This is a genomic window from Bradyrhizobium sp. 157, assembly GCF_023073815.1.
Taxonomy (GTDB): Bacteria; Pseudomonadota; Alphaproteobacteria; order Rhizobiales; family Xanthobacteraceae; genus Bradyrhizobium.
Genome location: NZ_JADPKF010000086.1, coordinates 167,733 through 181,234, shown reverse-complemented (window position 1 = coordinate 181,234; position 13,502 = coordinate 167,733). Strand labels below are relative to the sequence as shown.

13 protein-coding genes are annotated in these 13,502 nt (G+C 62.1%); 8 read left to right on the top strand and 5 right to left on the bottom strand.

Annotated elements, in window-relative coordinates; genetic code table 11:
* Positions 1 to 426: 426 nt before the first annotated feature.
* The 3 genes from IVA95_RS23970 to IVA95_RS23960 are packed head-to-tail and all read right to left on the bottom strand — an operon-like array spanning position 427 to position 3,339.
* A complete protein-coding gene (locus IVA95_RS23970; protein WP_247512721.1) occupies positions 427 to 1,425 on the bottom strand; it encodes an SIS domain-containing protein in 999 nt (332 codons plus the stop codon).
* 11 nt (positions 1,426 to 1,436) lie between these two features.
* Positions 1,437 to 2,381, bottom strand: coding sequence for an N-acetylmuramic acid 6-phosphate etherase (locus IVA95_RS23965; RefSeq protein ID WP_247512720.1), 945 nt, complete (start codon positions 2,379 to 2,381; stop codon positions 1,437 to 1,439).
* A 19-nt stretch (positions 2,382 to 2,400) separates the two neighbouring features.
* Complete coding sequence (locus tag IVA95_RS23960; protein ID WP_247512719.1) at positions 2,401 to 3,339, bottom strand: BadF/BadG/BcrA/BcrD ATPase family protein; 939 nt, start codon at positions 3,337 to 3,339, stop codon at positions 2,401 to 2,403.
* A gap of 118 nt (positions 3,340 to 3,457) precedes the next feature.
* Between IVA95_RS23960 and nagA the strand changes: the two genes are divergently transcribed.
* From nagA to IVA95_RS23945, 3 genes are all read left to right on the top strand, one after another.
* Positions 3,458 to 4,639 carry an N-acetylglucosamine-6-phosphate deacetylase gene (gene nagA / locus IVA95_RS23955; protein ID WP_247512718.1) on the top strand — a complete coding sequence of 394 codons (1,182 nt, stop codon included), beginning with the start codon at positions 3,458 to 3,460 and terminating at the stop codon, positions 4,637 to 4,639.
* A complete protein-coding gene (locus tag IVA95_RS23950; protein ID WP_247512717.1) occupies positions 4,640 to 5,842 on the top strand; it encodes an aspartate kinase in 1,203 nt (400 codons plus the stop codon). It begins immediately after the preceding gene.
* A gap of 125 nt (positions 5,843 to 5,967) precedes the next feature.
* The gene (locus tag IVA95_RS23945; protein ID WP_247512716.1) at positions 5,968 to 7,002 is read left to right on the top strand and encodes a radical SAM protein; all 1,035 of its coding nucleotides are present in this window, start codon (positions 5,968 to 5,970) and stop codon (positions 7,000 to 7,002) included.
* Positions 7,003 to 7,050: 48 nt separating this feature from the next.
* Here the strand turns inward: IVA95_RS23945 and IVA95_RS23940 are convergent, their stop codons facing one another.
* Positions 7,051 to 7,896, bottom strand: coding sequence for a PhnD/SsuA/transferrin family substrate-binding protein (locus IVA95_RS23940; RefSeq protein WP_247512715.1), 846 nt, complete (start codon positions 7,894 to 7,896; stop codon positions 7,051 to 7,053).
* Positions 7,897 to 7,978: 82 nt separating this feature from the next.
* Positions 7,979 to 9,124: an acyl-CoA dehydrogenase family protein gene (locus tag IVA95_RS23935; protein ID WP_247512714.1), complete on the bottom strand. Its 1,146-nt coding sequence runs from the start codon at positions 9,122 to 9,124 to the stop codon at positions 7,979 to 7,981.
* Between the two features lie 295 nt (positions 9,125 to 9,419).
* On the opposite strand from IVA95_RS23935, the gene IVA95_RS23930 reads away from it, so the two are divergent.
* Genes IVA95_RS23930 through IVA95_RS23910 form a run of 5 tightly spaced genes read left to right on the top strand, consistent with a single transcriptional unit; the run spans position 9,420 to position 13,501 of the window.
* The gene (locus IVA95_RS23930) at positions 9,420 to 9,584 is read left to right on the top strand and encodes a hypothetical protein (protein WP_247512713.1); all 165 of its coding nucleotides are present in this window, start codon (positions 9,420 to 9,422) and stop codon (positions 9,582 to 9,584) included.
* The gene (locus IVA95_RS23925; RefSeq protein WP_346658037.1) at positions 9,527 to 10,285 is read left to right on the top strand and encodes a TIGR04282 family arsenosugar biosynthesis glycosyltransferase; all 759 of its coding nucleotides are present in this window, start codon (positions 9,527 to 9,529) and stop codon (positions 10,283 to 10,285) included. The genes IVA95_RS23930 and IVA95_RS23925 overlap by 58 nt, the downstream gene beginning before the upstream one ends.
* A complete protein-coding gene (locus tag IVA95_RS23920; RefSeq protein ID WP_247512712.1) occupies positions 10,282 to 11,655 on the top strand; it encodes a glycosyltransferase 87 family protein in 1,374 nt (457 codons plus the stop codon). Before IVA95_RS23925 ends, IVA95_RS23920 begins: the two co-directional genes overlap by 4 nt.
* Positions 11,652 to 12,731 (top strand): radical SAM protein, encoded by a 1,080-nt coding sequence (locus tag IVA95_RS23915; RefSeq protein WP_247512711.1) that lies wholly within the window; start codon positions 11,652 to 11,654, stop codon positions 12,729 to 12,731. Before IVA95_RS23920 ends, IVA95_RS23915 begins: the two co-directional genes overlap by 4 nt.
* 38 nt (positions 12,732 to 12,769) lie before the next feature.
* Complete coding sequence (locus tag IVA95_RS23910) at positions 12,770 to 13,501, top strand: glycosyltransferase family 2 protein (protein ID WP_249810433.1); 732 nt, start codon at positions 12,770 to 12,772, stop codon at positions 13,499 to 13,501.
* Position 13,502 lies beyond the last annotated feature (1 nt).

Genomic DNA, 13,502 nt, shown 5'->3' with positions numbered 1-13,502 from the left:
GGATGCCATTGGCCGCATCGTCGACACTTACTCGCCCGCAGAATCCACAAACTACTTCGCCGCCGCAGGATATTTGCAACCTGATCGGCTAACGCTCTAGCGCAGGGGACCAATGACCAGATCATCCGGCCTGCGATTACCCAGGCCTACATGGACAAGCTGTGCAAGGCTGGCAGCAAGGTCAGGATGGTCATCCTGCCCGGTATCGGGCACGGACGCGCCGCGCAAGCGAGCACGATGGCGGCGGTGAACTGGATGACTGACCGCTTTGCCGGGAAAATACCTCCGGACGATTGCGCCAGATAGAGCTTGTCCAGAGAGCTACGAAGGAATCGTCTATCTGCTCGATGGGCATAACAGCTTCGATTTCACCTGCAGCGTGCGGCGGTGCCGAGCTTTCGGTCGCCACCAGCGATCAGTCAGCTGTCAAAACGTCTCGGTAATCTTGCTCAGGCGAGGAGGACGATCCGGGTCAAATCCGCAGGCGCGTGCCGTCTGCTCGATCATCCGATAGGCCGGAACGAGCATGGTGATCGGGTCGGTGGCGGGGTCATCCTCGGCCAACCAGGGCAGCGAGCCATGCGGTCCGCCGCATAGATGCAGCGCGATCCTTTGCTCGCGCAATTCTTCTGCCAGCGCGTCCACCGTGGCCGCCGTTTCATCCATGAGGCGCATCATGAGAACCGGCGTGCGCGATGATAACGCGGCGCGCGGCCCATGCTGCAGCTCGGCGGCGCTCAAACCAATGGAAGGCAGGCGCAGGATTTCCGAAAGCTTGAGCGCGATCTCCCGCGCCGAGCCCAGGCCCAGGCCCCGCGCGGCGACAAACACGGCTGACGCTTTGGTGAGATCATCGGCAATCTCAGACCAGTCGAGCGCCAGCGCGCGATGCAGGCGCTCGGGCAACCTGTCGAGGGCTGACCGCAGCGCACGATCTTCCGCCAGCTCGGCAACAAGTCCGGCGCTGGCGGCCATCGAGCCAATTACGGTCTTGGTCGCCGCGACCGAGTGCTCTTGGCCGGCTTCAATCGGAACGACGAACTCCGCTTCGTCAGCCACCGGCGACGACGTCGCATTGACGATGGCGATGGTGCGGGCGCCCGCGGCGCGCGCCGACCTAGTCGCCGCGATAAGATCCGGGCTACGCCCGGATTGCGAGATTACGATGAACAGCGCATCGCGCAGCATCAAGGGCGTACGAAATGCCGTGATCACCGAAGGAGCGCTGGCTGAAACGGGAAGGCGAAGCCGCGTCTCGACCAGGTATCTTAAGAAAACCCCGGCATGCCCGGAGCTTCCCCGGCCGCACACCACGCACAGGGGGGCGGAGCCAATCCCGATTCGCTGTGCGATGTCGCGCGTAGCGGGGCGGTTACGCAGAATTTTGGCGACAACATCCGCGCTTTCCCTGATTTCGCTCGCCATGGCGGATTTCGTCACGGCTCAACCGCTCCGCCTTGCTTGCGCGGTGCCGCTTCCTTGGGATGCCGGTCACGATCCTTGGCTAGCTCGGCAAACACGCGCCGAAGATTGCCGTCACAATTTTTCAGAATGGTCTCGGCATCAACCCTGTCGATACCCAACGCCAGAAGGCCTGCCGTCTTGATGTCGCCCTCGGCCTGCTCAAGCGAGCGTGCCGCGTGCGACGGATCACAATGTGCGATTTGCGCCACCATGGCGTCGGCGCGCCGCTTCAGCTTGGCATTGGTCGGTTGCATGTTCACCATCATGCCGCGATACACCCGGCCAAGGCGCAGCATGATCCCTGAGGAGATCAGGTTGAGCACGACCTTCTGCGCGGTACCCGCCTTCATCCGCGTGGAGCCGGCGATCAACTCGCGACCGGTCTCTATCAAGATCGGAAACTTTGCCGATTCCAGCAGTGCAGTGCCGGGGTTGTTGGCGACACCGATCGTCACGGCACCGAAAGAGCCTGCCTGCTGCAGCGCCGCGACCGTGAACGGCGTTGTCCCGCTAGCGGCAACGGCGATCACCACGTCGTGCGCTGTGAGCCGAGCGGCATCGATCTGCGTGACCGCATCATCGACATCATCCTCCGCGCCCTCGATGCTGGTGACGAACGCGCTTTCTCCGCCGGCGACGATGAAGCGGACGCGCTCGCTGGGCCAGGCAAAGGTCGGCATCAGCTCGGCGCCGTCCTGGACCGCCACGCGGCCCGAGGTGCCGGCGCCGACATACACAATGCGTCCGCGATCGCCCAGCGCCGCCTTGGCCGCCTCAGTCGCCGCTGTGATCGCGGGAAGAGCGTGGCCGATCGCCGCGACTGCCGCAAGCTGGCCCTCCCACATCGCTTCCATCGCCGACGTCAGCGGCCATGCATCGAGATCGGCAAAGCGGGGATCGACTTCTTCGGTGGCCATATACTTGATCCATGCCCCATCAAACGCGGAATTTTGAAGCCTGTTCATGGTCAGCTTCTCTCTTGGGCAGTTCTTTCTTGGGCACATCAAGCCGCCTTCGCGCAATTAGTAATGCGCCGGCCGCCGCGTCGGCGTCAGGACACCTCAGGCGGGCGCGCAGGTCAGGCGTCAGCCAGGGCGTAATGGCATCCGCGAGCCCGCCCACCAGCGAGAGCCGGTCAATCCCTCTCGCCAGGAACAGATCGAGCAGATCGCCGATGGCATCGGCCGCGCGTTCGACAATGCGACGGCCGACCTGATCGCCCTGATTGGCGTGCCGTATCACGATCGGCGCGAACGCAGCGTAGTCCGTGGCCCTGGCTTCTTCAGACCAGGCCACCGCCTGATAAGGATCATGATCGAATGCGCCCAACACCTCTGAAAGCAACGGGGTCAGCTCGCCGCGGCGATCCGCGGCCCGCAACGCCAGTCGAACAACCTGCAGGCCGATATCGGCACCGCTGCCTTCGTCCGACACCGGAAAGCCGTAACCGGCGAGACGGATCTCGTGGCCGTCGATCAGGCCGACACCCACCGACCCTGTGCCGGCTACCACGATGGCCCCGTCCGCGCCGCTATGGGCGCCGAGACAGGCCGCCAAGCCGTCGCTGATGAAGATGACGGACGCAAAGGGATGCGCGATCTTGTTGAGTGCCGCTTCCGCGCCCCGGCGACCAAGACCGGCAAGGCCAATTCCGGCGTGCATCTGCGCGAAATCCTCGCGCGTCAGTCCGGCCTGTGCGGCTGCCGCTTCGGTGGCCTCCATGATGGACCGCCAAGCCTTCTCGAAGCCAATCCGGGTCGTGGCGGGCCCCGAGCTCGCTGCACCGAGTACCCTTCCGTTTTCGTCTTCGATCCGGGCGCGGCAGCGGGTTCCGCCACCATCAATGCCGAGATACGTGGTACCTTTTGTTCCCATGGAAAGTTAACGCGAAGGTTTCGCTCCGGGTCCTCTCAAGAGACCCTTGGTGTACATATGAAGTCTTGTACGAGACTCGCCTCACGAGTCCGTGACTGCCATTCTCGGATCAATACTGATGGGCCACGCTGGTTATTCCTCCCTCACGATTGCCGCGCAGCATATCTTTGATGGCGCCGAGATGCGCGGGCCGGGGTCGGTCACGATCTCGCAGGGGCGGATTGAAAGCACCACCTTCGGCGAGGCGGAGGCGCGCGCCTCCATCCAACTTCCCGCAGACGCGATCCTCGCACCCGGATTCATCGACATCCAGGTGAACGGAGGCGGGGGCGTTCTCCTCAACGATCAGCCAACGGAGGCTGGCGTTCGATGCATCGTTGAGGCGCACCGCAAGGGCGGTACCACGGGGTGCTTGCCGACCCTCATCACCGATCGCGGCGAGGTCATCGAGCGATTGGCTGCGGTCGCCCAGGCTTGTCTGAAGATTCCCGGCGTTCTCGGCTTTCATCTGGAAGGACCGGCGCTCAACAGGTCTCGCAAGGGCATTCATCCGGAAGCCGAGATACGCGTGCCCGATCGGCGGGATCTCGCCGCGATCAAAAGTTTTGGAGGCCGCGGCCGCTCCATTGTGACCTTGGCCCCGGAATGCGTGCCCGCGTCCATGATCGATGAATTGATCGGCGCCGGATTGCGTATCGCGGCCGGCCACAGCGACGCCACCGCAGCCGAAGTCGGGCAGGTGGTCGATCGCGGTGTCTCGGGGGTCACCCATCTGTTCAATGCCATGTCGCAGTTGAACGCCCGGGAGCCGGGCTTGGTGGGTGCCGCGCTTGGGGATGACCGGCTGTTTGCAGGGATCATCTGCGACGGCATCCACGTTGACCGCGCCGGTTTGCGTGTTGCTTTCCGCTGCAAGGGACGCGACCGATTGATGCTGGTCACCGATGCCATGCCACTGGCGGGCACGAACGACCGGCAATTCATGCTGCATGGAAGGCAGATCACGTTGAACGAAAATCGCCTGACTGGCCCCGATGGCACACTCGCAGGCGCTCACCTCACCATGATCGAGGCGGTGCGCAACGCTGTTGCGCTGCTCGGCATCTTCCTTGTCGATGCCCTCATCATGGCCTCCAGGACCCCCGCGGCATTTCTGGGCCTTGAGTCCGAGCTTGGACGGATCGCGCCCGGATACCGCGCGGACCTTGTCGTGTTCAATCCGAACTTTGAAGTCGTCGGCACATGGATAGGCGGTGTCGGTTCGATGGGCGAGGCGAGCGAGACTTCTCACCGAGGTTAGATGCGCAACCATCCCATCATCGTACAAAAATATGGCGGTGTCTGTCTTGAAACACCGGCGAAAATTCGTGCGGTCGCGCGCAGTCTCGCCGACCTGCATGGCCGTGGTCATCGTGTGGTGGCGATCGTCTCCGCCATGGGCAAGACCACCGACCAATTGATCCAGATGGCTTATCAGGTAAGTCCTGCTCCCAATCGGCGTGAATTCGACATGCTGCTAACGACCGGTGAGCGCATCAGCATGTCCCTGATGAGCATGGCGCTTTCCGATCTCGGCGTGCCCGCGATCAGCTTCACCGGCAGCCAGGCCGGCGTGATGACCGACGACTCCCATTCCTCCGCACGCATTCTGGATGTGCGGCCCATTCGCGTGCATGAGGAACTTGATCGTGGGCGCGTTGTGGTACTGGCAGGATTCCAGGGCGTTAACGCGGCGACCCGGGAAATCACCACGCTCGGCCGGGGCGGCAGCGACACCACGGCCGTTGCGATGGCAGCGGCATTGAAGGCCGAACGCTGTGAAATCATCAAAGAGGTCGACGGAATTTGTTCGGCCGATCCGCGCATCGTGCCGGATGCAAAGCCCCTGCGGCGAGTGGACTTCGCATCCCTGTCCGACATGTGCTTCTGGGGTGCAAAGATCCTGCATTTTCGCAGCGTAGAGCTGGCGCAAAGTCAGGATGTGCGTCTGGTTCTGAAGCAGTGGGGTAGCGTTGAGCGCAGTACGGAAGTGACGAAAGAGGTTGCAGGCATGGAAAACAGAAAGGTTCTGGCCGTCAACTCGATGGCTCGCATTGAGCACGTGGAGATCGATTCCAAAGATCTCAATCACGGTTTCGAGAAATTTGCGGAGCATCTCAAGCAAAACAGCCTGTCCTGGCCGCAGCTCCTCGCCTCGAGCTTCACCGTGGGAAAAACCAGCATGACCGTGGCCTGTGATCCAGAGTGGCTCGACGCCTTCTTGCGCACGCTGGAGCAAAGCAAGGATCTGCGCAAGCAGCGCGAGGCTTCAAGCTCGGTTACTCTCACCTGCTTCGGCGGCGTTTCGTCGGAATTACCGTTCAAGGCGTTGCAGGTTCTCGGACATCACGGGATTGTCCCCGACAAGTACGTGTTGTCGCCGCATTCGGTCAGTCTGTTTGTCCCTGTGGAGAGCCGGGAGGCCGCGGTTAAGGCGTTGCATGCGCTTGTCCAGCAAACATGATGACAAACAAAGCAATCGTTGATTTTCCTCATTTTCGTTGGAAATTGGCCATGTCCGTTGCGTTCTAGCGAGATTGTTTCTGGTGCGAAACCGGTGCGGTACGTTGGAAGATCGAGGATCTACGGATGAGGACCAACGCAAACGTTGAGCTCGACGCCGGCACCAAGACATTTGCCTCGGGCCTCTTGCCGGATTTGATAGCTGCGCTCCGCCGAAGCCGTAAAGGCGATCTGGTGGCCGTGATCAGCGGCGACTCAAGCATCGGCCCCGAGCTCGAGGCATGGTGTCGTTTCACCCGTAACAGTTTGGTCGACACAGCAGTCGAAAAAGGTCGCACCCGTTGGGTGCTCCGGTACGGAGAGGCTCCCGAGAACGTCGGAGAAGGTCGGCTTGTCGGCTCTCGTCTGTGGCTTTATACCAACTTCGACTGCAACCTGAGCTGCGATTATTGTTGCGTACGCTCGTCACCCAAAGCTCCGCGGCGAGCTCTCGGTATCGAGCGGGTGCGACAGATCGCTACCGAGGCAGCGGAACTCGGCGTAGGTGAAATCTTTGTGACCGGCGGCGAGCCGTTCATGCTGCCGGATATCGGCGAGATCCTTGCAGCGTGTGCTGCTGCGGCGCCGACGACAGTTCTCACCAACGGCATGCTGTTTGCCGGGAGCAGGCTCACAACGCTGCGCTCGTTACCGCGCGAGCGCGTAACCTTCCAGATCAGCCTCGACAGCCCCACGCCGGAGCGCCACGACAGTCATCGTGGAAAGGGGACATGGGCACGCGCCTGGAAGGGGGTCGAGCGGGCCCGCGCGGAAGGGTTCCGCGTGCGTTTGGCGGCGACAGTGTCGACTGACGCAGAGGCTGACGAGTTTCGCAGCTTCCTTGACGCCCATCACGTCAGCGAGGAGAACCGGGTGATCAGGCGGATTGCGCTGCGAGGCTCCGCCACGCAGGGCATCGCTTTGGCAAGGGCGGACCTGGTTCCCGAGGTGACGATCACCGCGGAGGGCGTATTTTGGCATCCGGTTGGAGCCGAGGATAACGACCTGCTGGTTAGGCGGGAAATCTTTCCGCTCGCCGAATCCTTCTCAGCCGTGCGCCGCGCCTTCGATCGCGAATCCGAGCATCAGCGCAGGTTGGCGATGATTTTCAATTGCGCCTGACAAAGGCGCGAGCGCGCTCAACGCCGGACCGGGGCTTTGGAGCGGCTGCTAGGCCAAAGGCCGCGTTAGGAAACCTTGCTGCGTCGACGCTTCCCGTAGTTGCGCATACGCATCAAGCTGCGGTGCTATCCATTGGCGCAACCCTTCCGCTTCGAGCACAGGACGATGGGCCGGGTTATCGTAGCTCATCCCAAACAATGCTTTGGCAAACTGCTGCTCCAACGCGGGGTCCAGATCTGACCGAGCAGTGAACATGCAGTGGTTATAGGGTTGCGATGTCCAGATCTCGGTCAACGCACCCTCCGGCACCAGGCGCTCGGTGCGCACGGTATTCCAGAATGGGCTGCCGATTGCGCCGGCATCGGCGCGGCCGTCGAGCACCGCGCGAACGACATCGGCCTCGCTGGTGCCGGTATCGCCGTGCTTGCCAAGGTCGGTGTTGAAGCGCAGCGTCTGGTAGTCTTTTCCCTCAAACAGTCCCTCGCGCTCCAGAAAGTAAACCGGGAGGATCGCCGCATGGCCGCTGTCGCGGCTGCCGAGAGCCAGGGTGCGGCCGTTAAGGTCAGCAAGCTTGGCGACGGACCCGCCGGTGACCGCGACGATCTTGGTCATCCAGCCCACATCCGTATCGCGCATCGCGATCGGCCGGCAGCGATGGTCGCTCCAGGCATCGGCTTGGATATAAGCGAGGTTCGTATTCCATCCGATGTCGATGCGCGGCAGCCGCTCACTCGGCGAGGCCAGGAGAGCTGCGACTTGCGCCTCATAGCTCTGAAACAGCACCACCTCGATGGGCAGATGCGCTTCTTCATGGAAGTAGCGCCGTATGCCCTCCCAGATACCGACCACCTTCGGATCATATGCGACGGCGCCTACCCAGATCGTCCGGCTCATGATTGCATCCCGCTTCTCAAGCCCACATTGAAATTCGTCTATCGCGATCCAAGCGCTGCCAAGCGGCGCAGAGCTCTCGCGCTCAGAACAGTGGTATTCCCAAAACGGCTTTGCCGATGAACTCCCGCAGCACATCGCCCGTCGGCGCCATGACGGCGCCTGCATGGGCATCGCGGAACAATCGCTCGATGGCCAGATGCTTGGAAAACGCAGCGCCTCCGCACGCCCGCATCGCTGCCGAGGTGACGGCGATGGCAACGTCACCCGCCGCCGCCTTGCTCTCCAGCACGCGCAGCATGGTGGTATCTCGGGGGCGCTCAAGATGATCGACGAGATCGTCGACGCGCGCGGCAAGCCCATCGGTGTCAATCTGCATCGTCGCAAGCTGTGCGCGAAGCGTCGGCAGGCTCTCGCCGAGCGTCTGGCCCAAATGCTCGAAGCGAGCGCCGTTGAGATGTGCTGCCGTCCCCGACACCGCAGCCCGGCAAAGACCAAGCGCGACCGCCGATGTTCCGAGGTTGAATAGCGGAAGCACGACTTCCAGCATCGCCGTGAACCCGGCGCCGTCGTCCGTCAGTTGGAGACCAGGTGCGATCTCGCAATCCTCGAGGGTCATCGGCGCAGAAGCATTGGCACGCAATCCAAGACCATCCCACGGGCCGGCGACCGACAATCCGGGCGTGCCACTGGCGACAAGATAAAGGGTTGAATCCGTCGGGCTCGTGCCTTCAGGCGCGAGCGCCGAAACAACGTAGCTTTGTGCGTGACCGGCGCTTGTCACCCATGATTTCTTGGCCGTGAGGTGCACGTTGGCGGCGTTTCGCTTCGCTCGCGAAACGGGTGCCCAGAAGTGGCTGCGCGATCCGGCTTCGCTGAATGCCAAGGTAGTTAGGTGTTTTCCGGCCGAAATATCCTTTAGCGTCTGCGCAACCGTGGCACCCGGACGGGCCGCCGCAATCGTTGCGGTAGCGCTCATGTGCATCAAATAAACCATCGCGGCGGACGCGTCCGCTTCTGCAAGTGTCGCGACGACGGCAGCGAACGTCCGCGGTCCTAGGGCCGAGCCGCCCATCTCGGTGGGCAGCGTGATCCCCAGCAATCCGGCCGCACCGAGCGCCGCGATTGCCTCGGACGAGAATCGCGCTTCCTTGTCATTTTGCCTGGCCGTCGGTGCGAGAATGCGATCGGCAATCTCTTTGGCATTCGAAACTGCGGTCTCGTGATTCATGGCGACCCTCGACGCTTAGGTGTTGCCAGCCAACTTCGAAGATATCGAACCCGCCTCTCTTTGCGATCGATGCTACGCGACCCGCACGATTGGATCAACACGACTAGTTTCGGGCATGGCAAGTCCTTGCCATGCCAACAGCGAGTAGAGGCCGTGGTAAGTACGTTCTTCAAAGCCGACTTGTTACATCACTTGAAGAATTCTTTTGTGACTTGGGTGCCGCCTCGGCGGCGCTTGCCCGCTGTCAGGGAGAGCGCTACCGTGCCCGGCGTCGGCGTGACGAGGTTGTCTGGTGATGGCGATCAATGATGGCGGGATCCCGCCCATCCTCGCGCAGAAACATTACACCCAACCGTCCGCATTGGCGCCGGAAAGTCTGCCGCGCGAGGCGCGCACGCAAAAGTGTACGTTGCAATTGACCGCGGTCGCCGCCGATCGCCTGCGGTGTCGGCTGCTGTGAGCGTCGCGGCGATCGGCATCATATGCAAGGCGCCGCAGCCCGGCCGCTCAAAGACACGGCTTGCGACCGCGATTGGCGAAGTTGCAGCATCAGAGCTGTCCGCCTGCTTTCTGCGCGACGTGGCCGCGGCAATCGAGGCGGTCCCTGAGGCACTCGGCAGGCGCGGCTATGGCGTCTACGCGCCGGCGGGCACCGAAGACGTCATGCGGCAGCTGCTTCCGGCAGGGTTCGGACTGCTACTACAGGCTGGCGATGACTTAGGACACGTGCTGCTTGGCGCGACACGCGCTCTCCTGGACGCCGGACATGACTGTGTCCTGCTTGTCAATGGCGACAGCCCGACGCTGCCAATCCATTTGCTGGTACAGGCTATTGAAGCCATGCGCGAGCCCGGAGATCGGATGGTGCTTGGGCCAGCAAGCGACGGTGGCTACTATCTCATCGGCCTAAAGCATCCGCACAAGCACCTGTTTACGCAGATCGCATGGGGAACAGAAACCGTAGCTCGCAGTACACGCGAGCGCGCCGCCGAAATCGGGCTTGCCACAACGCTGCTAGCGGAATGGTACGATGTCGACGATATTGAAACCTTGCGTTGGCTGCAGGACGAGCTGGCCGGGCATTCGACCCGCTTTCGCGGCGGCGGATCCGCCCCGGCGAGCCGGGCCTTTTTGAAGGACGCGCCGCAGGTAAGCCAATGAAGCCCATGCCAGGAGCGATCGCCGGTCAATTCGGTCGACTGATGCGCTCCGACCACGAGATATCTCCACTTCGCCTGTTGGCCGGCATCGGAGTTGTCTTGTGCGGTCTTACCCTGGTCACTCCTTATGCCTTCGAGGCTGCTGGCGACAATGCCTTCATTGCTCTGAGCATCCTCGCAGGTCTGCTGACGATCGTAGCGACAAGTCTGGCGGAGCGTTCGCCAACTGGTCGCGCACTATGGCTTATCGTTGGACTTGGGATCGTGCTGAGAGCTTATGTGCTGCTGTTCGATCCACTTCTGTCCAGCGACGTCTATCGCTACGTCTGGGATGGCAGGGTTCAGGCCGCCGGCATTAATCCCTATCGCTTCATGCCAGCCGATGAAACGCTGGCTTTTCTGCGCGACAGGATGGTCTTTCCTCACATCAACCGCGCTGATACGGCCGTAACCATCTATCCTCCCGTGGCGCAATTCTTCTTCCTCATTGTCACGCGGATCGGAGAAAGCGTGACGACGATGCGTCTCGCGCTGCTGGCGTGCGAGTCCGTCACAGTGATACTGATCGTGGTTCTGCTGCGGCGTATGGACCGCCCGGTGACGCGCGTAGTTGCCTATCTCTGGCATCCGCTGCCTGTGTGGGAGATTGCCAACAACGGCCATGTCGACGCGCTGATGGTTGCGCTGATGCTGCTGGGTCTGTGGATTGCCCTGACCGGCCGTGCTCTCCGCGGAGCGGTGGTGATCACTTTCTCAGTGCTGGTCAAGCCCTACGCGGCGCCGGTGCTGGCCGGGATCTGGCGCCCTTGGGACGTCAAGATGCCGCTCGTCGTGATCGCTACCGTCGCGCTTTGTTATCTTCCCTATCTGTCGGTCGGCTCGGGAGTTCTCGGATTCCTTACCAAAGGCTATCTGACAGAAGAGGGGATCAGTGGCGGCAACGATCTCTGGCTGTTGTCACTTTGGCGCCTGGTGTTTGGCGAGCATCGAGGTGATGTTGCCGCCTACGTCGCACTGGCCGCGCTGGTCCTTTGGTTCAAGGGGCTCTCCGTGGCCCGCAGCTCGCACCACAGCATTGCGTCCCGTCTTGCCGACATCAACATGCTGTTACTTCTCGCGCTCCTGTTGTTGTCGCCCAACTATCCCTGGTATTTTCTGATTATAATGCCGTTTGTCGCCCTGTGTGGATCCGCGCCTACCTGGGCCGTTTCCATCGGAGCGCTGTTGCTGTCCGAACAGCTCGACTGGGATTTCTACATCCCGAGAGTTGTGAGCAAATCAATTCTGTTCGGAGGTCTTTTCCTAGCTTGCGCCTTTACGGCCTGGAGGGCCCGCATGCAGCGGACTGCAGATTCCGAGGCATCGCAATGAACGTTTCCGGCGAAGTGCAGGGCACTCGCGCGCCGTTCGATCCGCGCCGCTATCACGAGTCGGTCACGGGCGAGCGCACCGAGGTCGCCCAGCGTCCGCCGGTCTGCGCCTATCTGGAAGTGACTAACCGCTGCAATCTGCTGTGCACCACCTGTCCTCGCACCTACGAGGAGCTCGAGCCGCCGGCAGACATGAGCTGGGATTTGTTCACGTCGATTGTCGACCAGCTTCCCGATCTGGCGCGCGTGGTTCTGCACGGCGTTGGCGAGCCGATGCTGGTCCCGAACCTGCCGCGAATGGTCAAATACCTGAAAGAGCGCGGCGTTTACGTCTTGTTCAACACCAATGGGACGGTCCTCAGTGAGCGCAACGGCCGTGCGCTGATCGACGCCGGGCTTGATGAGCTGCGTGTGTCGCTCGACGCGTCAAACCGCGAGAGCTTCAAGGCGATTCGTGGCAGGGATTATTTCGGTCGGATTGTCCGCAATGTTCGCGCATTTCGCGAGCTACAGGAGCGGGAGGGGTTCGCAAGGCCGCAAGTTTCCGTTTGGCTCACCGGCCTGAAAGAGACTGTCGAGCAACTCCCGGCATTTGTGAAAGTCGCAGCGGAGATCGGTGTCAAAGAAGTTTATCTGCAACGGCTCGTGTTCTTCACGGAGTCCGCCATTGGTATGGCGCGGCCGGATCAGGCCCTGTTCGAGCGCCTGACGCAGGAAGAAGCGGCCTATTTGAAAGAGGCGGAGGATCTGGCGCGTTCCCTCGGCGTGACCTTCAGCGCGTCGGGCGCGGCAACCGAGCCGGGACTAAGCCTGAAGAGCAGTGGTGACGGTTCGCCGTGGTCGCTCTGCCGACGGCCGTGGTCGTTGATGTATTTCACGGCCAATGGCCGCGCCTTGCCATGCTGCATAGCGCCATTTTCGCAGCATGGCTACGACAACTACACGCTTGGTCATGCAGGGCAGCAGTCCTTACGCGATATCTGGAACGGGTCCGCGTACCGGGATTTTCGTGCGGCCCTGCTATCGGACAAACCCCCTAAGAGCTGCGCCAATTGCGGCCTGCGCTGGAGCCTGTGAACGAGGTGAGCCACGGGATCGGTGGGGAGCGGCCCCTGTTGTGCCAACCGCCGGTCGTTTCCGCAATCATTCCATGCCTCGACGAGGAAGCGGCAATCGGCCAGGTCGTAGCTGCGGTGCTGGTACAGAACGTGAGTGAAGTCGTCGTTGTCGATGGCGGCTCGCGGGACCGGACGGCCGAGCGGGCACGGGCCGCCGGAGCTCGCGTGATTGTCGAGCCGCGACGCGGCTACGGTCGCGCCATCCAGACAGGCATCGCCGCCGCGCGCAATGACGCCGACATTCTGGTCTTTCTCGACGGTGACGGCAGTGATCCTGCAGAGCGCATCTCCGATCTTGTATCGCCGATCGTCGCTGGGCAGGCCACCTTCGTACTCGGCTCGCGCGTTCGCGGTTTACGCGAATCCGGCAGCCTGGCGCCGCAGCAGCTCCTCGCGGCTCATGTCGGCCGGCTGCTCCTGCGCCTTGTCTATGGCGTAGGCTTCACCGACCTGTCGCCGTTTCGCGCCATCCGGCGGGATGAGCTCAGACATCTCGGCATGAAGGAGGAGACATACGGCTGGAACCTGGAAATGCTGATGCGGGTTGCGGCCGCCCGCTTGCCGGCACTCGAGATCGCCGTCGGGCAGCGGCGCCGGATCGGCGGGGTATCGAAGGTCTCCGGCAATCTCATCGCCGGCATCAAGGCAGCTTGGTCGATCTCGACGACATTTGTTCGCCTCGCGATTGAGCTGCGACGCCAGAGGGGTCCGGGAGAGAGGCGTGGCTAGA